The 19,243-nt window shown below is 47.6% G+C and carries 22 protein-coding genes and 1 riboswitch; all 22 genes read right to left on the bottom strand.

Going from position 1 to position 19,243, the window contains the following annotated elements; translation table 11 throughout:
• Window positions 1-12: 12 nt before the first annotated feature.
• The 22 genes from I8U23_RS01210 to sigF all read right to left on the bottom strand — a co-directional run bounded on the left by I8U23_RS01210 (window position 13) and on the right by sigF (window position 19,241).
• A complete protein-coding gene (locus I8U23_RS01210; protein WP_049719978.1) occupies window positions 13-1,827 on the bottom strand; it encodes an ATP-binding protein in 1,815 nt (604 codons plus the stop codon).
• Window positions 1,824-2,540: a response regulator transcription factor gene (locus I8U23_RS01205; protein ID WP_198050621.1), complete on the bottom strand. Its 717-nt coding sequence runs from the start codon at window positions 2,538-2,540 to the stop codon at window positions 1,824-1,826. Before I8U23_RS01205 ends, I8U23_RS01210 begins: the two co-directional genes overlap by 4 nt.
• Before the next feature lie 25 nt (window positions 2,541-2,565).
• Window positions 2,566-3,768 (bottom strand): c-type cytochrome biogenesis protein CcsB, encoded by a 1,203-nt coding sequence (gene ccsB, locus I8U23_RS01200; RefSeq protein ID WP_037997546.1) that lies wholly within the window; start codon window positions 3,766-3,768, stop codon window positions 2,566-2,568.
• A 12-nt stretch (window positions 3,769-3,780) separates the two neighbouring features.
• Window positions 3,781-5,355 carry a cytochrome c biogenesis protein ResB gene (locus I8U23_RS01195; RefSeq protein WP_231564643.1) on the bottom strand — a complete coding sequence of 525 codons (1,575 nt, stop codon included), beginning with the start codon at window positions 5,353-5,355 and terminating at the stop codon, window positions 3,781-3,783.
• A gap of 112 nt (window positions 5,356-5,467) precedes the next feature.
• Window positions 5,468-6,187 (bottom strand): pseudouridine synthase, encoded by a 720-nt coding sequence (locus tag I8U23_RS01190; RefSeq protein ID WP_037997544.1) that lies wholly within the window; start codon window positions 6,185-6,187, stop codon window positions 5,468-5,470.
• A 119-nt stretch (window positions 6,188-6,306) separates the two neighbouring features.
• Complete coding sequence (locus I8U23_RS01185; protein ID WP_037997541.1) at window positions 6,307-6,846, bottom strand: spore maturation protein; 540 nt, start codon at window positions 6,844-6,846, stop codon at window positions 6,307-6,309.
• Between the two features lie 25 nt (window positions 6,847-6,871).
• A complete protein-coding gene (locus I8U23_RS01180) occupies window positions 6,872-7,474 on the bottom strand; it encodes a nucleoside recognition domain-containing protein (RefSeq protein WP_049719977.1) in 603 nt (200 codons plus the stop codon).
• A gap of 7 nt (window positions 7,475-7,481) precedes the next feature.
• The gene (locus I8U23_RS01175) at window positions 7,482-8,630 is read right to left on the bottom strand and encodes a D-alanyl-D-alanine carboxypeptidase family protein (protein ID WP_370526864.1); all 1,149 of its coding nucleotides are present in this window, start codon (window positions 8,628-8,630) and stop codon (window positions 7,482-7,484) included.
• A 105-nt stretch (window positions 8,631-8,735) separates the two neighbouring features.
• Window positions 8,736-9,182, bottom strand: coding sequence for a GerW family sporulation protein (ytfJ, locus tag I8U23_RS01170; RefSeq protein ID WP_037997536.1), 447 nt, complete (start codon window positions 9,180-9,182; stop codon window positions 8,736-8,738).
• Window positions 9,183-9,833 carry a DUF2953 domain-containing protein gene (locus tag I8U23_RS01165; protein ID WP_037997533.1) on the bottom strand — a complete coding sequence of 217 codons (651 nt, stop codon included), beginning with the start codon at window positions 9,831-9,833 and terminating at the stop codon, window positions 9,183-9,185.
• Between the two features lie 116 nt (window positions 9,834-9,949).
• Window positions 9,950-10,405 (bottom strand): PTS sugar transporter subunit IIA, encoded by a 456-nt coding sequence (locus I8U23_RS01160; protein ID WP_037997530.1) that lies wholly within the window; start codon window positions 10,403-10,405, stop codon window positions 9,950-9,952.
• 115 nt (window positions 10,406-10,520) lie between these two features.
• Complete coding sequence (gene scpB, locus I8U23_RS01155) at window positions 10,521-11,132, bottom strand: SMC-Scp complex subunit ScpB (protein WP_037997528.1); 612 nt, start codon at window positions 11,130-11,132, stop codon at window positions 10,521-10,523.
• On the bottom strand, window positions 11,132-11,887 hold the full coding sequence (locus I8U23_RS01150; protein WP_198050620.1) for a segregation and condensation protein A: 756 nt from the start codon (window positions 11,885-11,887) through the stop codon (window positions 11,132-11,134). The genes scpB and I8U23_RS01150 overlap by 1 nt, the downstream gene beginning before the upstream one ends.
• Window positions 11,888-11,905: 18 nt before the next feature.
• The gene (ribH, locus tag I8U23_RS01145; RefSeq protein WP_037997524.1) at window positions 11,906-12,376 is read right to left on the bottom strand and encodes a 6,7-dimethyl-8-ribityllumazine synthase; all 471 of its coding nucleotides are present in this window, start codon (window positions 12,374-12,376) and stop codon (window positions 11,906-11,908) included.
• A gap of 18 nt (window positions 12,377-12,394) precedes the next feature.
• Window positions 12,395-13,591, bottom strand: a complete 1,197-nt coding sequence (locus tag I8U23_RS01140) for a bifunctional 3,4-dihydroxy-2-butanone-4-phosphate synthase/GTP cyclohydrolase II (RefSeq protein ID WP_037997522.1) — start codon at window positions 13,589-13,591, stop codon at window positions 12,395-12,397.
• 11 nt (window positions 13,592-13,602) lie between these two features.
• Window positions 13,603-14,250, bottom strand: coding sequence for a riboflavin synthase (ribE, locus tag I8U23_RS01135; RefSeq protein ID WP_037997519.1), 648 nt, complete (start codon window positions 14,248-14,250; stop codon window positions 13,603-13,605).
• 15 nt (window positions 14,251-14,265) lie between these two features.
• Complete coding sequence (ribD, locus tag I8U23_RS01130) at window positions 14,266-15,381, bottom strand: bifunctional diaminohydroxyphosphoribosylaminopyrimidine deaminase/5-amino-6-(5-phosphoribosylamino)uracil reductase RibD (protein WP_037997516.1); 1,116 nt, start codon at window positions 15,379-15,381, stop codon at window positions 14,266-14,268.
• A gap of 169 nt (window positions 15,382-15,550) precedes the next feature.
• Window positions 15,551-15,684, bottom strand: a riboswitch (FMN riboswitch).
• A 117-nt stretch (window positions 15,685-15,801) separates the two neighbouring features.
• A complete protein-coding gene (locus I8U23_RS01125) occupies window positions 15,802-16,770 on the bottom strand; it encodes a COX15/CtaA family protein (protein WP_198050619.1) in 969 nt (322 codons plus the stop codon).
• Window positions 16,771-16,955: 185 nt separating this feature from the next.
• Entirely contained in the window at window positions 16,956-17,309 is a 354-nt protein-coding gene (gene spoVAE / locus I8U23_RS01120) for a stage V sporulation protein AE (protein ID WP_037997515.1), read from the bottom strand.
• A gap of 31 nt (window positions 17,310-17,340) precedes the next feature.
• Entirely contained in the window at window positions 17,341-17,757 is a 417-nt protein-coding gene (locus I8U23_RS01115; protein WP_198050618.1) for a stage V sporulation protein AB, read from the bottom strand.
• The gene (locus I8U23_RS01110; RefSeq protein ID WP_037997511.1) at window positions 17,741-18,370 is read right to left on the bottom strand and encodes a stage V sporulation protein AA; all 630 of its coding nucleotides are present in this window, start codon (window positions 18,368-18,370) and stop codon (window positions 17,741-17,743) included. The genes I8U23_RS01115 and I8U23_RS01110 overlap by 17 nt, the downstream gene beginning before the upstream one ends.
• A 100-nt stretch (window positions 18,371-18,470) precedes the next feature.
• Window positions 18,471-19,241 carry an RNA polymerase sporulation sigma factor SigF gene (gene sigF, locus I8U23_RS01105; RefSeq protein WP_037997510.1) on the bottom strand — a complete coding sequence of 257 codons (771 nt, stop codon included), beginning with the start codon at window positions 19,239-19,241 and terminating at the stop codon, window positions 18,471-18,473.
• Window positions 19,242-19,243: the final 2 nt, after the last annotated feature.

Genomic DNA, 19,243 nt, shown 5'->3' with positions numbered 1-19,243 from the left:
CGTGCTTTTTCTTCAGCCTATAAAAAATTCATTATTCTCTTCGATCCGAAGCGGCAATTCAATCATAAACACCGTTCCCTTTCCGGTCTCGCTTTTGACAGAAACATTGCCTCCATGCGCATCCACCAGGTGTTTGACAATCGACAAACCGATTCCGGTTCCTCCGGATTGGCCCCGGGTCCGGGCTTTGTCCGCTTTGTAGAAGCGCTCAAACACAAAGGGCAAATCTTCTTCCGGAATTCCCGAACCGGTATCTTCCACATCGATGTTCACTTTTCCGTCTTCGACACCGACGTGTACATAGACGTTTCCTCCACTCGGAGTATGGCGGATCGCATTGTCGATCAGATTGGTCAAAACCTGCTCAATTTTATCTTCATCCCAATAGACAACCGGTTGCGATTCTTCTTTGAAAACGGCAGCCAACTGAACATTGCTCTCCTTCGCCATTCCCTGGAATTTGCGGATCACGCGCTGGATAAACTCATCCAGAGGAACTTCCGTGGGAGCGATTTGAATATGCCCGGATTCAATACGGGCAAGGTCGAGCAATTCACGGACCAGACGGCTCATCCGTTGAGACTCTTCATTGATCACTTTCGCCAATTCCCGGCGCTCTTCCGGTGTGTCGGCAATGTCATCCATCAAAGCTTCACTGTAACCTTGCAACATTTGCAACGGGGTTCTCAGCTCATGAGAAACATTGGCAACAAAATCTTTTCTGAGTTTGTCCAATCTTCTCTCTTCCGTGACATCCCTCAACACTGCCACCACCCCGCGCACCTGGTCCCCGGTATCGGTGTAAAGCGGGGACATGACCACCACCCATGTCCGTCCCCGGGCGGTGATATCCCCGGTATATTCTTTATGGTCGTCGGTCACTTGTCTGAAAAGATCTTGCAACGGCTTGGGCAAAGCATCTTTGGGTGTGTCATCTTTCCACTGCGCGAGAAAACGGTCGGCAATGGGGTTGGTCAAAATGATTTTTCCATATTTACTGATGGTCAAAACGCCATCCGACATACTTTTTAAAATGCTTGCCAATTGTTCTTTTTCTTGTGACAGCTGATGAATCGAGTCTTCCAGTTGGGAGGCCATCCGGTTAAACGTCATCGACAACTCGGCAATTTCGTCCCGTTCATGATAGCGGACCGGAACCCGGGTGGAAAACTCTCCGCGCGCCATTTTTTCCACCGCTTTTTTCATCTGCACCAACGGAAGGGAAATCCGGGTTGACAAGAAAAAGGCAAAAATGGTCGTCAACACAATGCCGATCAGCGAAGAGTAAAAAATCCACCGTTTGATGTCCGTCTCGCTCAACTGTTCCTGGGTTTGATAAAGCACGATCGCACCCACCGTTTTGTCGTTGACAATATGCGGAACGGCAACAAGCAAGACGTCATTTTTAAAGAACGGAAAATTTCCCGGATCGGACTTTACCCGGACTTTTCCCTGAATAAAAAGCGTTTCGCCTTTTAACACCCGGTTTAAATCATCTTGCGATAAAACTTCCTGCCAGGGAACGTTCGGCACATGGGGAGAAACCCCGTAGTTGCTCACCGATCCGCTGGCATCCAACGTGACGATATATGTATGGAAAAGTTCAGAGACTTGCAGGACATTATTCAGATACTGGATATGATCATATCCGGGTTGATTAAACTTTTTCTGAATCTCTCCAGCAAGTTGCTCCAAACTTTTCTTCTGGTCACGAACATAAGTTTTCTCCACTTGTTCATTCAAAAAGAGATTTAACAGCACCAACACCAAGGAAACAAGAATGATGATGGTGATCCACAGCTTGCCGACTACACTTCTCCAAATCACTCTTTCGGCACCTCTAGTTTGTAACCGACTCCCCACACCGTGGTGATCATCTTCGCCGCTTTGGTGGAAGCGCGGTTCAGTTTTTCACGCAATCGTTTTACGTGTGTGTCAACCGTGCGCAAATCCCCAAAAAATTCATAATGCCATACATCCCTCAACAACTGTTCCCGGGTAAAAACCTTATCGGGAGATTTGGCCAAATAATAAAGCAGCTCATATTCTTTCGGTGTCAATTGGATCTTTTTGCCGCCCGCTTTGACTTCATGGGCATCATGATCAATTGTCAGTTCAGGAAACACAATCACATTATGCGTTTCAATATTGGTGGTCAAGAAGGCAGTCGCCGAGGCCCGGCGCAACACCGCTTTCACCCGGTGTACCAATTCCCGGGGGCTGAACGGCTTGACCACGTAATCATCGGTTCCGGATTCAAACCCTTCCACACGGTTGGCTTCTTCTCCCCGGGCCGTCAGCATAATCACGGGCGTTGCTTTTTTCTTTCGCAATTTCGCACAAACATCCAATCCGTCCATCCCCGGTAACATCAAATCCAGCAAAATCAGGTCATAGTTTTTATCCAGCGCCATTTGCAAAGCTTTTTCGCCATCTTCCGCTTCTTCGATTAAATAGCCTTCTCTTTCCAGATACATGCGAAGCAACCGACGAATGCGGTCTTCATCATCCACCACCAGAATCTGATACTGTTTGTCCAAGTTACTTCACCCCTGCTGCTTTGATTTACGCATATGAATGCAAACCGGTGATCACTAGATTAACTGCGATCAAATTAATCATGATAATCACAAAACCGCCAACCGCCAGCCATGCCGACTTCAACCCGTGCCAACCGCGGGACAGCCGCAAATGCAGATAAGCGCTGTAAAAGAGCCAGGTAATGAGCGCCCACACTTCTTTCGGGTCCCATCCCCAGAAACGGCCCCACGCTTGATGAGCCCAAATCATTGCAAAAATCAGCGCGCCCAATGTAAAAATCGGGAAACCGATTGCAATCGCGCGGTAAGAAATTTCATCAACCAATTCGCTGTCCAAGTCTTTCACCAGCGGATGAAGCGCTGTTCGAAGCGGCTTTCTCAAGATCAACCGCAAAAGCCCGTATAAAATCAGTCCGGTAATCACAGACCAAATGACGGAATTCAATTTGCTTGCCGCTTTTTCTCCCTTCATCCAGCCGGGACTTTCAAACAGCGGTTCATTCAGGCCCGGGAAGGAATCCATTTGAATGATTTGGCTGTCAGTCGGACTCACGATGGGAGGAAGAGAGTACTCTTGAACATTTGCCTCCCCATCAACAGTATGCGAAAATTTCGCTTCATAATCAACGAGGCCAAATGCAAATTGAACAATACTAAATCCAAGAAACATCAAAACAATCAACAGGGTGGTTTCCAGCCAAAAAGCATTTTTCCCTGCTTTCTGATTCCCGACGTTTTTAACCAGATAAATTAATCCGGCAATAAAACCAATCCCAAAGGCCCCTTGCCCCAGCGCCGCCGTCGACACGTGAATCGGCAACCAGTAGCTTTGCAAGGCCGGGATCAGCGGCTGGACATCCCGCGGGAAAACAGAAGCATAAGCCAGCAAAACCACAGCCAGAGGCATGACAAAAGCCCCTAAAACAATATTTTTATAAATAAAGTAAACAATTACAAACGCAATGACAATGGCATAACATAGAAAAGCCGTAAATTCAAACATGTTGCTTGTCGGGAAGTGGCCACCGATCATCATTCTTGTGATAATGAACAAAGTTTGAAAAACGGCTCCCACGATCGCAATTCCGACGGCAATATTTCCCCAGCGTCTTTTTCTTTGTTCACTTTTTTCATTTTTGTCTTTGGAGATTCCCATCACAAACGCGACAGAAGAAATCAAATATAAAAAGAATGTTCCAAAAAGGAGATTCTCCATCAATTGTTCCATCGTCTTTTCCCCCTATTTTTTCGCCGGCTTCAAGTCATAATCTTTCAATACATCCAGCGCAGACAGTTCGCGGTAAAAACTGTACCAGTTTTTGTTGGTGTGCCCGCCAACGTATAAGGAACCGTCGGTCACACGGACCCAGACCCGGCGATGGTGCCAGTAAAATCCCATCACCAGCCCGATCATGCAAATGAATCCTCCCAAAAAAATCACCGGCAAACTTTTATCGACGCGTACCATGAGCCCGGAGGAATTCACCGTGTGGATATTGGCCAGATCAATGTTATAGTGATTGTCTTTCAACAAATCGCCCAAGTCCTGACCGGAGATGACCCAGGATTTCTCTCCCGTTTTCGCTCCTTTTTCCCGGACTTCAAAGACAAAAGCCGGGCGGTTCGGTTCCTGCGATTTGGTCACCGGTCGATTGTTTTCCATGGCAAAGTCCGGATAATATTCCAGTGCCCGGACTTCCAAATTTCCGACCGGATAAACCTGGTCCTTCCGGAGGTTATTCAAATCAACGGTAAAGGTTCCCAACTCTTTTTTCGTATTTTTCTCCGTGACTTTAAAAGAAATTTTTTGGAGCAATCCGGTCTCAAAGCTGGATTGATATAACAACAAGCCTTTGTATTTCAGCGGTTCATTCACAATGATCGCATGCTTTTTGACCGGCTTTAACTGCCCCGTCTGCTTGTCCTTTTCATACAACACGGCATTGGTTTGGTATTTCTTGACAACCGGTCCTTCATCCTTGCTTTGTTGATCATAAAACTCCATGGTGAAGCGCTCATTTTTCACATAATACGGTGTCTCCGGAACTTTTTTGGTTTCCCCTTCCCGGACCCACAACGTTTCATTCAGATACCATCCGGGCACATACCGCAGCAAAACCCCGAATAAAAAAATAATCAACCCGATATGATTGATGTAAGGACCCCATCTGCTGATCCGTCCTTTTTCTGCAAGAAGCGCCCCGTTTTCGCGCCGTATGTGATAACGTTTCTTGCTCAATGCTTGCGCGATCTCATCAATCTTTTGCTCCGGGTATTCGTCGGTCACATGCTCCACATGCGAAATCCGTTGCCGGCGGATAAATTCCGGGCTTTTGGTCACGGTTTGGTTTTTAAGCGCTTTATACAGAGGAACAACCCGGTCCAAACTGCAGACAACAAGCGAAACCCCGATCATTGACAAAAGCAGAAAAAACCACCAGGAGTTGTACATATCCGAAAAACCAAGTGCATAATAAAGTTTTCCCCAGATTCCATAGTGCTCCTCATAGTAACTCTTTGGATCGGAAGAGGGGACATATATTTCTTGAGGAAAAATGGTGCCGATTCCGGCGGCGATCAAAGTAACGACAATCAAAATAATGGCAACTTTCACTGAGGAGAAGAACTGCCAGACCCGGTCAAACGGGGAGGGTTGTGCCATTTGGGAACGTCTTGCTTTTCCTTCATAGCGCATCTCCTCAGCAATATTTTCCTTTTCTTTGATGGTCTTGTCCAGCGGTTTTCCGCAGTACTCACACAATATGGTGCCAACAGGGTTATTGTGTCCGCACTCACATTTGCTGTTATCTATCACGCATGACTCCCCCCTGTGATCCAATCACGAAAAACTCCATGATTTCATTAACTAATTATACATTTAAGTTTGGTTTTCGATTAGGAACATGTGACGATGATTTGAAAGTTGTTCACAAAATCTCTTTTTTTAACCGTTGAATTTCTTCATCCGTCAATTCCCTGAATTCCCCCTTGCTTAATCCTTCCAGCGTCAAAAATCCAAATCGGACCCGGATCAGATGAATCACCTGGTGCCCGACCGCCTTCAACATGCGCCGGACCTGTCTTTTTCTCCCTTCATGAATCGTCAGTTCCAACCGGGAGGTATTGTCCCGGCTGGAATGGGAAAGAAAGCGGACTTTGGCCGGGGCGGTCCATCCATCCTTCAGTTTCACACCCTTTTCCAGCTGTTTTAACGCTTTCGGGCCGGGTTTTCCCTCCACAGTGGCAATGTATACTTTATTTACCTTGTAACGCGGATGAAGCAAACGATGGGTCAGTTCTCCATCATTTGTCATGATCAGCAGACCTTCGGTATCGTAATCCAGCCTCCCGACCGGGAAAACACGCTCAGGGATATGGCGGAAATAATCAGCCACCACTTTCCGTCCCTGCGGGTCATGCATACTGGTAATCACTTGCTCCGGTTTATAAAACAAAAATGTCCTTTTTCTCTCCAACACGACCGGCCGGTCATCCACCTCGATCCGGTCTTGGCGGGGATTCACCTTGGTTCCCAGCTCGGTGACCCGTTGTCCGTTGACTTTCACTCTCCCGGAACAGATCAATGCTTCCGAACGTCTTCGGGAAGCGACTCCCGCCTGTGCCAACACTTTTTGTAAACGCTCCATGCTATGCTCACCTCTTAGTCATCTTAACTGTTTACAAAGTTTCGTACAAGTCAAACCGGACAGCCCTGTTGTTTTCAGACATTATAAAACCCGGTATCGCAGAAAAAGCCTTTCTCTGCTTAACCGGGTAAAAAAATCAATGTACAAATGATCCAGGCAGCCAAAAATCCCGCCAAGTCCGCCCACAAACCGACTTTCAGCGCATAGAGCGAATTGCGGATCCCCACGGCGCCAAAGTAAACCGTCAGCACATATAAAGTGGTATCGGTACTTCCCTGAATGGTGGATGCCAGTTTTCCCAGAAAGGAGTCCGGCCCGTAGGTGCGAAGAACGCTTTCCACAAAGGCCAGGGAACCGGTTCCGGAAATCGGCCGCAAAATCCCAATCGGAACCACTTCTTCCGGAATCTTCAGCCAACCGAGCACCGGCTTCAAAAATTGCAAATAAAACTGCAAAGCGCCGGTATCCCGGAAGATGGAAACAGCCACCATCATACCGACCAGGTGTGGAATAATCGAAATCGCTGTCGGGAATCCTTCCTTGGCCCCCTCGACAAAACTGTCATAAACGGGAACCTTGCGAAACACGGCATACAGCGGAACAAACACCACAATGGCCGGCAACATCAGATTGGAAACAAAACTGATGATTTCAAACATCTGATTTACCCTCTTCCCTGTTTGATTACTTCTTCAGCCGCCCGTTCTCGTCAAACGTGCGCTTTCGGTAATAACGATCCAACAGGATGGCAAAAGAAGTGGCAAGCAAGGTGGCCAGCAATGTCGGGCCGATAATCTCCGTCGGGTTCACCGAACCGTGTTTCAACCGGATCCCGATAATTGTTGTCGGAAGCAATGTCAGTCCCGAGGTGTTCAGAGCAAGCAAAGTGCACATCGCAGGAGTGGCCGTCTTCCGGTCGGGGTTCAATTTTTGCAACTCTTCCATTGCCTTGAGTCCCATGGGGGTCGCGGCATTTCCCAATCCAAACAGGTTGGCGCTCATGTTCGATAAAATGTAGCCCATCGCCGGATGATCATGAGGCACGGATGGAAACAAAAACCGGGCAACGGGACGCAAAATCTTCGACAGCTTTTCCAACAAGCCGGCATCTTGGGCAATCCGCATCATCCCCAACCAAAACACCATGATACTGATCAGTCCCAGACAAACGGAAACCCCTTCTTCCGCACCATTTAAGGCCGCTTTTGTCACCAACTCCAACTTCCCCTGCAGTGCCGCTGCCACCACCCCGCTTAAAATCATAAAAATCCAAATATAATGGATCATTTTTGCTTCACCCTTTTTTCCAAAGCATCAGCCCGAAGGATTGGAACCACTTTTTCATCATGGATGGTTCGGGCTCCATTTCGACTTCCAAAGGAACCGATCCGATCAATTGCCGGTTCACGTAAATCCGGGCGCTTCCCACTTGCATGCGGTCGCTTGTCACCAGCCGGAGAGGATAACTGATGACCGGCTTTACCGTAACCTGTTTTTTTTCTTCTTCCGTCAGCGGATAATCAAAGGAAGCACCGGCGACAACCCGGAACTTTTTGTGATCATCCGTTTCATATGCCTGACCGGACAGAACCTGTTCTTTTTTCAATAAGGAGACCAAATCATAATGCTGAAACCCGTACTCCAGCATGTTCATGGAATCTTTCCAATCATCCCCGTCATTCAAAGTGACGGTGATTAACTGGTGGCCGTCTTTGGTCGCAGAAGAAACCAGCGTTCTTCTCGCCTTTTTGGTGAACCCCGTTTTAACGCCGTCCGCCCATTTATAAAAGCGCAACATCTTATTCTTATTGTAAAATTTTCTTTTCCATTTTTCGCCAGGCCAGGACACCGTCTTGACCTCTGTTTTGACAATTTCCTGAAAAACCTGATTTTTGAGTGCGTATGCCGTCAATACGGACAAATCTTTGGCCGATGAATAATGCCCCTCTTGATCCAGACCGTGCGGATTGGCAAAATGCGTGTTTTCCAGACCCAGATAGGCGGCTTTTTCATTCATCAAATAAACAAACCCTTCCACCGATCCGCCGATGTGTTCGGCGATCGCCGTTGCCGCGTCATTTCCGGAACGCAACATCAGTCCGTACAACAGGGTGCGAAGCGGTATTCTTTCACCGGCTTTCAGATAGATGGAAGAGCCTTCCACTCCTTCCGCATTGGGGCTGATGGTCACTGTTTCATCCAAATTCCCGTTTTCAATCGCAATGATTGCCGTCATGATTTTGGTCAAACTGGCAATCAACATGGGTTCCTCTGCATTCTTCTCAAATAAAACACGGCCTGAAGAAGCATCATACAAAATGGCGGCTTTTGCCCCGGGAGCCAAATCCCCTGTCACTTCGGCTCTTGCTCCTTCCGGCCAGACAAAGATCATCATCAAGATGGCTGTGACAAGCCCAACCGAACAGATCCGCCCCAGAATCAAATGATCTCACCCCACTCCCGTTCGGGTTTGTACAAATATATGCACTCCGGACAAGATTATGTAAAAAAACGACACTGCCCCGGGCTGTGCCGTTTTGTATCCGGTTTACTTTTCACTTTTATCACTTTTTTTAACCATGTTTTTCAACTGCTCCACAAATTCAGGGACCGTGTCAATCAGGCGGTCATATAAATGGGTTTGTTTATCCATGTTTAACACACGAATTCCTTTTTCACTGACAACAAGAAATGCAACCGGAGTGACAGAGACGCCTCCGCCGCTTCCTCCACCAAACGGAAGCTTTTCTTGGCTTTTTTCAGTGGAATGTCTGGAATTCCCCCGCTTTTCCTGATCTTCCCCCTCTTTATCATCCGAATGTCCTCTGAATTCACTTCCTCCCGCTGCAAATCCAAACCCGACCTTGGAAACCGGAATGATGACTTGGCCATCCTGCGTCTCCACCGGATCACCGATAATAGTATTGACATCAATCATTTCACGAATATTTTCCATGGCAGTTTCCATCAAGTTTTGAATAGGGTGCTCAGACATTTATTGGATCCTCCCTTTCCGCATATGATCTGATAAACGTTTCACAGCAAGGATAGCATGCCCGATCCGGAACCGGATTATACTGTGAAAGTAGGTTTCCAATATCGCTTCATTGAATCTTGGATCCACCTTTAACTCCGGTTTGGCATTCCACCGGATTTGATTTCCCAGCCAACTGAGAAGCATCCACTTAAAGCTCCATGCCAATCCGGTTAAAAATCCCGCCTCTGCTGCATCCCCCGTTCCGATCTTGGTGTTCCAAACGAATTTTTCACAGGTGATCTTTCCAAAGAACCACCGCATGATTCGTTGAAAATCATGGTACCGGTAAAGAATCTGGCGATATTCAAAATGAAATTTCTTGACTTTCCGTTTATCAATGTGAATCGATTTCTTTTTCGTTTTGGTTTCTTTCTTGCCAATCTTACCGGTCACGTTCTGCTTGAGGGCCACCCCTTCATCCAAACCACCCCATAGGATTTGCGGCAAATTGTATTGAAATCTGAGCAATCCGCCAAACATCTTCACTTTGATTTTGCCAAAATCATTTTGCGCTTCCCGTTTAAACAACAATTCAATTTGAATGTTGGAAAACCAAGTTCCGATGAAGAAGACCAGCAACAACACAAGAATGATCAGAAAAAAAATCAACCCCACCACCTGCCATCACTGGGTAGTTTGGGCAAGATGACGGGTGAATATACAATATTATCCAACAAATTTTTAAACCGTCCGGCCTTTTTGAAAAAATTCCGACCACTAAGTTGCTAATTGCACTGTTTTCTTGAATATTGATGAATCAGTTCTTCAATTTCTTCAATTTTTTCGGTATGTATCATCCGTTCAATATTTTTCTCTTCAGACAATAATTGAGATAAATCCGACAATGCATGTAAGTGAAACTTTTGGTCGATGGCTGCTAAAATAATAATCAGATGCACCTCTTGTCCTCTTCCAAAAGAAACACTCTTCTTTAACCGCAAAAGACTCATGGATAACCGGTTCACTCCCGCATCCGGTCGCGCATGGGCAATGGCCACATGGGGTGTCAAAACCACATAGGGGCCCAGCGTTTCGATAATATGGATCATGGCTTTTACATATTCCGGCTCAATCCATCCTTTTTTTAACAGGGGTTCGGATGCATATTGAATCGCCTCTTTCCAATTGCGGACTTCCTCTTTTAAAACAATGGTATCCCTCGTGATCAATTCATGTAACAAATTCAGCCTGCCTCCTCTCCGATCCAGCCATTCACGTTTTTTTCATCTTAAAAGCGTTTACAAAAACGGCAATTTTTCTTTTTTGTTTTTAAAAAAGGAGGCCGGCCGGCCTCCTTTAAACGGGAGATCCTTCATCCGTCTCCGCCTCTTCCATTTGTTCCACACCCAAACGCTTAAACAAATCCTGGCGCTCTTGTTCCCATTCCTGCCAATCAAAGATGGATTCCGGCGGGGGAAGTTCTTCGATATCGTTGAGTCCGAAATAATCCAGAAAATCTTTGCTGGTTCCGTATAAAATCGGGCGTCCCGCTCCTTCCGCCCTGCCGGCTTCCCGAATCAATCCCTTTCGCGAAAGGACTTGCAACACCCGTTCGCTTTTGACCCCCCGGATCTCTTCAATCTCGACACGCGTAATCGGTTGTCGGTATGCGATAATGGCAAGGGTTTCCAATGCCGCACGGGACAGCCGAGAACGGTTCGGGGCTTGGGCCATCTTTTCAAAGTAGGACGCATGTTCGGGCAATGTGGTCATTTGGTAAACTTGGGCCACTTTGACGATTTGAATGCCTCTTTGCTGTTCCTTATAGTCGACCCTGAGATCATGCAAACATTGTTCCACTTCGTGTTTTTCCAAGCCGGTCACATCCGCCAGTTCTTTAATGCTCATTCCTTCTTCTCCGGCTGCAAACAAAAGACCTTCCATCACTGCTTTCATATCCCGGCTCATCAAGGCTGCACCTCCGCCTGCAGTCGTTCCACCCGGATTTCCCCAAATATATGTTCCTGATAACAAACGATCCTTTTTAATTTCATCAATTCCAGAAGCGCCAAAAAGGTCGTGATCACCCGTTCTTTGGTGGCGGTTTTCCAATCGATCAGTTTGGAAAAAAGCAACTGCCCTTTTTCTGTCAAAAGCGCATCAATTTCATTCATCCGGTCACTGACCGAAATCTCTTCCCTGGTCAACTTGGCTTCCGGCTCATGGGTTTCCCGGTCTTTCAGCGCCTCGACAAATGCCTGCAACAAATCGTCCGGAGAAAGCCCTTCAACCGGGTTTACTTCTGGTGTGTAGGCCGTCAGATCCATCGCCGGACGGGAATAAATTTTGCTTCTTTCTTCTTCCCTCTGGCGCAACACTTCCCCCAAACGCTTGTATTTCTTATATTCCAGCAACCGTTCGACCAGTTCCGTCCGGGGATCTTCAAACCATTCATCCTCTTCCATCATAAAATCTTCTTCAAAAACCTCTTGCTTGGGCAGGAGCATTTTGCTCTTGATGGCCAAAAGAGTTGCCGCCATGACCAAAAACTCACTGGCCACATCCAGCTTACTCTCTTCGGCTTCATTTAACACTTGCATATATTGTTCGGTAATTTGCGCAATCGGAACCTCATAAATATCCACTTCCGAGGTTTCAATTAAATGCAACAACAAATCAAGAGGCCCCTCAAACATATCCAGCTTAATTTTTACTTCTTCCATATGATAATCGTTACCCCATCAACGATTTAACTGTTTCATCAAATCAGCCATTTCGATGGCTGCCAGTGCACTTTCCCATCCTTTGTTTCCAGCTTTGGTGCCGGCTCTTTCAATGGCTTGCTCAATGTTTTCGGTGGTGATCACTCCAAAAATCACCGGCAGTTGATGACGCACGCTCGCCGCCGCCACTCCTTTGGAAACTTCATTGCATACATAATCGTAATGGGTGGTGGCGCCGCGGATCACACATCCCAACGCGATCACCGCATCGTATTTTTTCGATTGAGCCAATTGATCGGCAATCAGCGGAATTTCAAAAGCTCCCGGCACCCAAACGATATCAATGGCATCGTCTTCGGCTCCATGGCGTTTCAAACCGTCAACGGCTCCATTCACCAATTTGCCGGTGATAAATTCGTTAAACCGTCCGGCGACAATCGCAAACCGCATTCCTGTTGCCACAAGCGTTCCTTCATATACATTTGGCATCCTTGTTTCCTCCTCTTTTTACAAATGCAACATGTGACCCAATTTTTCCTTTTTCGTTTCCATATAACGACGATTATTTTTGTTTGCGGGGATTTCCAGAGGAACCACCTCTGTCACTTCCAGACCGTAACCTTTCAAACCGGTGATTTTCCGCGGGTTATTGGTCATCAGGCGCATTTTCCCCACGCCCAAATCGCGCAAGATTTGCGCGCCAATCCCGTATTCACGCAAATCATCGCGGAATCCGAGACGCAGGTTGGCTTCCACCGTATCCAAGCCTTCTTCCTGCAGTTTGTATGCTTTTAATTTATTGATCAAGCCGATTCCGCGCCCTTCTTGCCGCATGTAGAGAAGCACGCCTTGTCCGGCTTCTTCGATTTTCCGCATCGCTGCATGCAACTGGGGTCCGCAGTCGCATCGTTTGGATCCGAAAACATCCCCCGTCAAGCATTCGGAATGAACACGGACCAGGACGGGTTGATCCGGGTCAATGTCTCCTTTGACAAAAGCGACGTGTTCTTTTTCGTCAATTTCATTGGTGTAACCGATCATTTGAAACTCGCCGTATTCGGTCGGCATCCGAACCGACACGATGCGCTCGATCAATGTTTCTTTTTGCCGCCGGTATTGGATGAGATCTTGAATGGTAATCATTTTCAATCCAAATTTCCGGCTCATTTCTTTCAAATCGGGCACACGGGCCATGGTTCCGTCTTCTTTGATCACTTCACAAATCACTCCGGCCGGATATGCCCCGCACAACCTCGCCAAATCCACAGCTGCCTCGGTGTGGCCTGCACGGCGCAACACACCGCCTTCACGGGCAATCAGCGGGAAAATGTGTCCCGGGCGCCGGAAGTCTTGGGCTCCCCGCTTGGGATCGATCAATTGCATCACCGTAAGCGACCTTTCAAAAGCCGAAATCCCGGTCGAGGTTTCCATCGCGTCCACCGATACGGTAAAGGCCGTTCCGTGCCGGTCTGTATTGTGATTGACCATCAGGGACAAATCCAATTCCCGGGCACGTTCTTCCGTCATCGGCACACATACCAGTCCCCGCCCGTGGGTGATCATAAAATTAATGGCCTCCGGCGTCGCTTTCTCGGCGAGCACCACCAGATCCCCTTCATTTTCGCGATCTTCGTCATCCACCACAATAATGATTTCTCCCTTTTTCAAGGCGGACAGCGCTTCTTCAATCGTATCAAAAGACATGGTATCCCCCCTTATCCGATAAATCCGTGTTCTTTCAGCATCTCCCGGGTAATCGGCGAACCGGAACCGGTTTTATTTTCAAACCACTTATGCAGATATTTTCCAATCATATCCACTTCGATATTCACCATATCTCCCTGCTTTGCATCACGCAATTGGGTATGCTTGTAGGTATGCGGGATCAAGGACACCGTAAAGTCATGATCACTGACCTCCACAATCGTCAAACTGATGCCATTGACGGTCACGGATCCCTTTTCAATCATGTATCGGGTCAATTGCGGGCTGGTTTCAATCCGGTACACAACGGCATTTTCATAAGGGGTCTTCGACAGGATCGTACCGACTCCGTCCACATGCCCCTGAACAAAGTGGCCGCCCATTCGTTGTCCGGCGGCAACCGCCCGCTCCAGATTGACCGGATCCGACACATTCAACTTGCCCAGATTGGTCCGTTTCATGGTTTCAGGCATGGCATCGGCCATAAAATAGTCACTGCCCAGCTGTGTAACCGTCAAACAAACCCCGTTGACGGCGATGCTGTCTCCCAGTTGGGTGCCCTCCAAAACCTTCCGGCACTGAATGGTCAATTCCATGGTCAGCGGATTTTTACGCAACTGCTTGATCCGTCCCACTTCTTCAATGATTCCTGTAAACACATTGACGCCCCCCTTCTAACCTTGTGCCGGCTTTTCATAAGAAATATATCCCGTAAGCAAGAAATCTTCCCCGAAGCGCCGGATCTCCGTGTGTTTTAAAGAAACAGCCTCCTTCATCCGTTCGGGATTCTCTCCCGCAATGGCGCTTTTGCTGTCTTTGCCACCCAATAATTTGGGGGCAAGATAAGCCATCACCTTTTGCACGTGGCCGCACCTTAAAAAGGATGCATTGACCTGGCTGCCTCCTTCCACGATCAACGATAAAATCCCCTGCTGTCCCAAGTAAGACAACACTTCATCGATATCGACCCGGTCTTCGCTTTGGGTCACGATCACTTTGACCCCTTTTTCGATCAACCGGTCCACTTTGCTCCGGTCACAGCGGGGCGTTGTAAAAATCCAGGTCGGAGCAGCTTGAGTGTTCACGATTTGCGCATCCAGCGGGGTGCGAAGCCGGCTGTCCAAAACGATCCGCACCGGTTGCCGGACCGGCTCTCCGTCGATCCGTGCGGTCAATTGCGGGTCGTCTGCCAAAACCGTCCCCACGCCCACAAGAATCGCATCACTTTTTTTGCGGATTTGATGCACATGTGCCCGCGACTCATGGCCTGTGACCCACCGGCTGTCCCCGTTGTATGCTGCAATCTTTCCATCCAGGGTGGTCGCCATCTTGAGCGTGACAAACGGTTTTTTGGTTTTCCGGTGGTGAAAGTATGCTTCATTCAGCCGCAAACATTCTTCGCGCAAGATCCCTTCCACCACTTCGATTCCGGATTCGCGCAGCCGCTTGATCCCCTCACCGGACACTTTTTCATCCGGATCCACACACCCCACGACCACACGCCGGACCCCGGCTTCGATGATGCGCCCGGTGCAAGGCGGCGTGCGCCCGTAATGATTGCACGGCTCCAAAGTCACATAAAGCGTGCTGCCTCTGGCATCATCCCCGGCCATGTTTAATGCATGGACTTCCGCGTGCGGTGTGCCGGCCTTTAAATGGGCTCCGGCTCCGACAATTTGCCCGTCCTTGACCACGACGGCCCCAACCATCGGATTCGGGGAAGTTTGACCCTCCGCCGCTTCGGCCAGTTGCAATGCCAAACGCATCCAGGTTTCGTGTGTCGTCAGCATCCTTCTCTCCTTATTCTTTTTTGTCGAAGCAAATAAAAAACCTCGAATCTTTATGAATTCGAGGCAGTCACGGAAGAAACAGCTGTGTATCCTGAAAGTAATAATTTTGCATACAGAAATAAGCCTTTAACAAATGTGAAAAAATTCACAGGTTAAAGGTACACATCTGTTCATCCTTCTCCCATCCAGACTTTCACTGTCGGTTTCGGAGTTGCACCGAATCCACCGCCAACGCGGGTCACGGACTGAGGCAAACGTGCCATCACCGCCGGTCGGGAATTTCACCCTGCCCCGAAGGATGTGAAAAATCCATATCCAATTTTCACACCTTACCAATGAGTATAGCTTATCTTCAGCAGATTGTCGATATCTCTTCTTTTTAAACAAAAAAATGAAGGTGAAAATCCACCTTCATTTTTTTCAGCTTGTCTGCCCGACTCCCGTCGAAACATCGGGCAAATGCGTTTTTTTGCTCCAGGGTAAGCCGATTTGCATGCACATATACGAAAGGACGGCAAAGAACGCCGAAATAATGGTGGTATGCAACAACTCGGCCATTAATTTTCCGCCCGTCCAGACAATAATCGCACCGCTTAATGCCTGGAGTGTGATCAAAAGAAACGCAAGCCAACCCCCGTGCACCAAATCTTTCCGGTCACGATGTTTTTTCAAAATAAAAATCAACGTGCCGAGGACAAGGAAAAAGAGCAAAAAGGCAAAGTAACGGTGAAGCAAATGAATCTCAGCCAGGGAAGAAAAGCCTGGGAAAACGGTCGGGCCGCATAACGGGAAGGAATAGCCGCATCCCATCGTCGCCTCGGAATGGCGTACCAAAGCTCCGGTATACACCACGATATAAGTGTAGGCAGCCAAGCCCCAAAGCCATTTGGCCAGCAGGGTGTTCCTCATATCCATGAGCCCGTTCTTCTTCCCGGGTTTGGACAATTGAAACAGATAAACCGTCAGCAAAATCACACTGGCAAATGAAATAAGGGAAAAGCCGAAATGCAAGGCCAGTGAGAAGTTTTTGGCAAACGTGCCTTCAAAAACAACCGTCAATGCTCCGAGAATTCCTTGAAACACGACAAAAAACAAACTTAAAAAACCCAAAACCTTCACACGTTTATTCTCTTTAAACGCCATCCAGGACCAGACCGTCAGAATCAGGATCAACAAACCGTCCACTCCCGAGACAATCCGGTGGCTGTATTCAATCACGGTTTCCATCGGCAAACTTTCAGGGATCAGTTTTCCATGACAAAACGGCCAGGTGTTGCCGCATCCTTTCCCTGATTCCGTAGCGCTTACAATGGCTCCAATCGCCAACATGAAGTAAGCGCCAATCGAAGTGATGATTCCGAATATCTGCAATGCGCGCAGATGCTTCATCTTTTGATTCCCTCCCTCCGACGAGGAAAAAATGTTCACAACTGATCATACCACAAATTTTGGCGAAAAGCCGCATAGGGACAAAAACGGCAAAAACTTATCACAACTCCGTAAAAAAAAGAGTGGAAACCCCCACTCATTTATGCTTAAAATGTATTTTTATATGTTTTTATCAACTGTTTTTATCAACCTTTGGGCTTGAAAATCGCCGCTGTCAGAAAGCCGAAGATAATGGCCGCGGATATACCGGAACTTGTGATTTGAAAGATCCCTGACAACACCCCGATGAATCCGTTGCGATGTGCTTCCGACAATGCCCCGTGCACCAATGAATTTCCAAAGCTTGTAATCGGAACCGTTGCGCCGGCTCCGGCAAACTGGATCAACGGATCGTACAATCCGAATCCGTCCAACACCGCACCGGCAACCACCAATAGGCTGAGGACGTGTGCCGGTGTCAAATTGGTTAAGTCAATCAACAACTGTCCAATCACGCAAATCAACCCCCCCACCAAAAAAGCAGCCCAATAAGAACCCATTTCTCATACACCCTTTCTTTCTTGATCAGTATCAAAAAAACATCCATTCCGCAATGGAACCGGCCACTTTGCCGAGTGCCATTGCCAGCAGAAAATAAACCAAATAACCTTCCATGTTCAAACGCTTTGCCATAATCGGGATGACGTTTACCACCTCTGTCAGTGCCGCCGCCAAAAGGCCGACAAACACCCCCATGAACAGGCCGACGATCAAAGTGAAAACACCTGGCATCGAAAGCGAAAACGAACGAAAGTCCAACCAGGTAAAAAACAAAACGCCAAGTCCGATGCTGTACTCATAGAGGGCGATCATTTGTGGTGTCCTTGTCACTTGTGCCAGTCTCGGAACAATGTCAAGCACGGTTATAAAAGCGACAAAACCGCCACCGACCACCGTCCCTCCCGCCAGACCGATGATGATGAGAAGCAAGTCATGGAACAGATTCATGGCAACCGGAATCCTCTTTCCGCTTTTCATGATCGATCATGTATTGTTCAATATTTTCCTGATACAGGAACATCTCCAGCTCCAACGGACTTGGTTCTTCTTTCAACCGTTTTTTAATCAAGCGGTTAAAAAAGACAAAAATGCCGATCCCGATGCCCAACGAATAAGGAATTTGCATGATCAAGGGGGATGATTTATGTTCCCCGGTAATCAGATAATAAATTCGTTCATGAACCTGGGGCATGCTGACATCCATGTGAAAATTCATGATGGCCAGTCCGGAACCGATAAATAAAAGAATCATCACCATCAGGACAAGGATGATCGAAGGCGGCCGCAAATTGCCGGAGATCTCAACCAATGTTTGCGGCGGCCCCGCATGACGAACATCCAATGCCGGAAAATGTTTGTGGATGATGTCCATGACATCCATCACATCAATCACATAAAAACTCCCATGCTGTACCTGCGGGTCATAAATGATTAAATCTTTGACTTTGCATGCAATTTCCTCTCGCGCAGAATCCAACCGGGAAATATCTTTCAGATACAATGGTTGCCCAGGTTTTATGACGACTTTCTTTTTGAGACGGATGGTTAACATGTCTTTCATCTGCGGGCAACTCCTTTAAAAAAACACTTCGATCATCCGTTAGTATGTGCAGAACTGGTAAAATATAAAAAAGCACCGTCAAGGTGCTTGAAGCCTGAAATTACCGGTTTTCTTTCTGGATATCCAGCTCCTGTCGCATTTTGGCAATAATTTTTTTTTCCAACCGCGAGACCTGAACTTGGGAAATGCCCAGCCGGCTTGCCACTTCGGACTGTGTCTGGTCTTTGTAATAACGAAGATAAACGATTAACTTTTCCCGATCGCTCAAACGATGAATCGCTTCTTTGATGGCCAGCTTGTCAAACCAGGTGGTCACCGGCTCGTCTGCAATCTGGTCCATCAAGGTAATCGGGTCGCCGTCATTTTCGTAGACGGTTTCATGGATCGAAGCAGGAGCCCGGTTGGCTTCTTGGGCAAAAACAATCTCCTCGGGGTCCACTCCCATCTCATTGGCAATTTCCTGAATGGTCGGCAAACGCCCGTATTTTTTGGACAAATGGTCTTTCGTTTTGCGGATGCGGTTGGCCATCTCCTTTAACGACCGGCTCACTTTCACCATTCCATCATCACGCAAAAACCGCTGTATTTCGCCAATAATCATCGGAACGGCATAAGTGGAAAATTTCACGTCATAGTTCAAGTCAAATTTATCCACTGCTTTCAACAAACCGATACATCCGATCTGGAATAAATCCTCCGCCTCATATCCGCGGTTCAAAAACCGTTGCACCACCGACCAAACCAACCGAATATTATGACGAATCAAACGGTTCCGGGACTCCATGTCCCCGTTTTGACTGGCCTGAATCAGTTTTTTCACTTCTTCATCCGACAAATGGCTGTGCCTGTTGTTGTATACATCCGGTTCCATAG

This window comes from Thermoactinomyces sp. CICC 10735 (genome assembly GCF_016055175.1).
Lineage (GTDB): Bacteria > Bacillota > Bacilli > Thermoactinomycetales > Thermoactinomycetaceae > Thermoactinomyces > Thermoactinomyces vulgaris.
The sequence above is the reverse complement of the archived record's forward strand: the minus strand, read 5'-3'. Positions and strand labels throughout refer to the sequence as shown.

Bases quoted from the DNA above. Each gene is read 5' to 3' on its own strand.
- ccsB (WP_037997546.1), bottom strand. From the start codon at position 3,768: ATGGAACAATTGATGGAGAATCTCCTTTTTGGAACATTCTTTTTATAT.
- I8U23_RS01190 (WP_037997544.1), bottom strand. From the start codon at position 6,187: ATGGAGCGTTTACAAAAAGTGTTGGCACAGGCGGGAGTCGCTTCCCGA.
- I8U23_RS01185 (WP_037997541.1), bottom strand. From the start codon at position 6,846: ATGTTTGAAATCATCAGTTTTGTTTCCAATCTGATGTTGCCGGCCATT.
- I8U23_RS01180 (WP_049719977.1), bottom strand. From the start codon at position 7,474: ATGATCCATTATATTTGGATTTTTATGATTTTAAGCGGGGTGGTGGCA.
- ytfJ (WP_037997536.1), bottom strand. From the start codon at position 9,182: ATGTCTGAGCACCCTATTCAAAACTTGATGGAAACTGCCATGGAAAAT.
- scpB (WP_037997528.1), bottom strand. From the start codon at position 11,132: ATGAGCCGGGATATGAAAGCAGTGATGGAAGGTCTTTTGTTTGCAGCC.
- I8U23_RS01150 (WP_198050620.1), bottom strand. From the start codon at position 11,887: ATGGAAGAAGTAAAAATTAAGCTGGATATGTTTGAGGGGCCTCTTGAT.
- ribH (WP_037997524.1), bottom strand. From the start codon at position 12,376: ATGCCAAATGTATATGAAGGAACGCTTGTGGCAACAGGAATGCGGTTT.
- I8U23_RS01140 (WP_037997522.1), bottom strand. From the start codon at position 13,591: ATGTCTTTTGATACGATTGAAGAAGCGCTGTCCGCCTTGAAAAAGGGA.
- ribD (WP_037997516.1), bottom strand. From the start codon at position 15,381: ATGCTGACGACACACGAAACCTGGATGCGTTTGGCATTGCAACTGGCC.
- I8U23_RS01125 (WP_198050619.1), bottom strand. From the start codon at position 16,770: ATGAAGCATCTGCGCGCATTGCAGATATTCGGAATCATCACTTCGATT.
- spoVAE (WP_037997515.1), bottom strand. From the start codon at position 17,309: ATGGGTTCTTATTGGGCTGCTTTTTTGGTGGGGGGGTTGATTTGCGTG.
- I8U23_RS01115 (WP_198050618.1), bottom strand. From the start codon at position 17,757: ATGAATCTGTTCCATGACTTGCTTCTCATCATCATCGGTCTGGCGGGA.
- I8U23_RS01110 (WP_037997511.1), bottom strand. From the start codon at position 18,370: ATGAAAGACATGTTAACCATCCGTCTCAAAAAGAAAGTCGTCATAAAA.
- sigF (WP_037997510.1), bottom strand. From the start codon at position 19,241: ATGGAACCGGATGTATACAACAACAGGCACAGCCATTTGTCGGATGAA.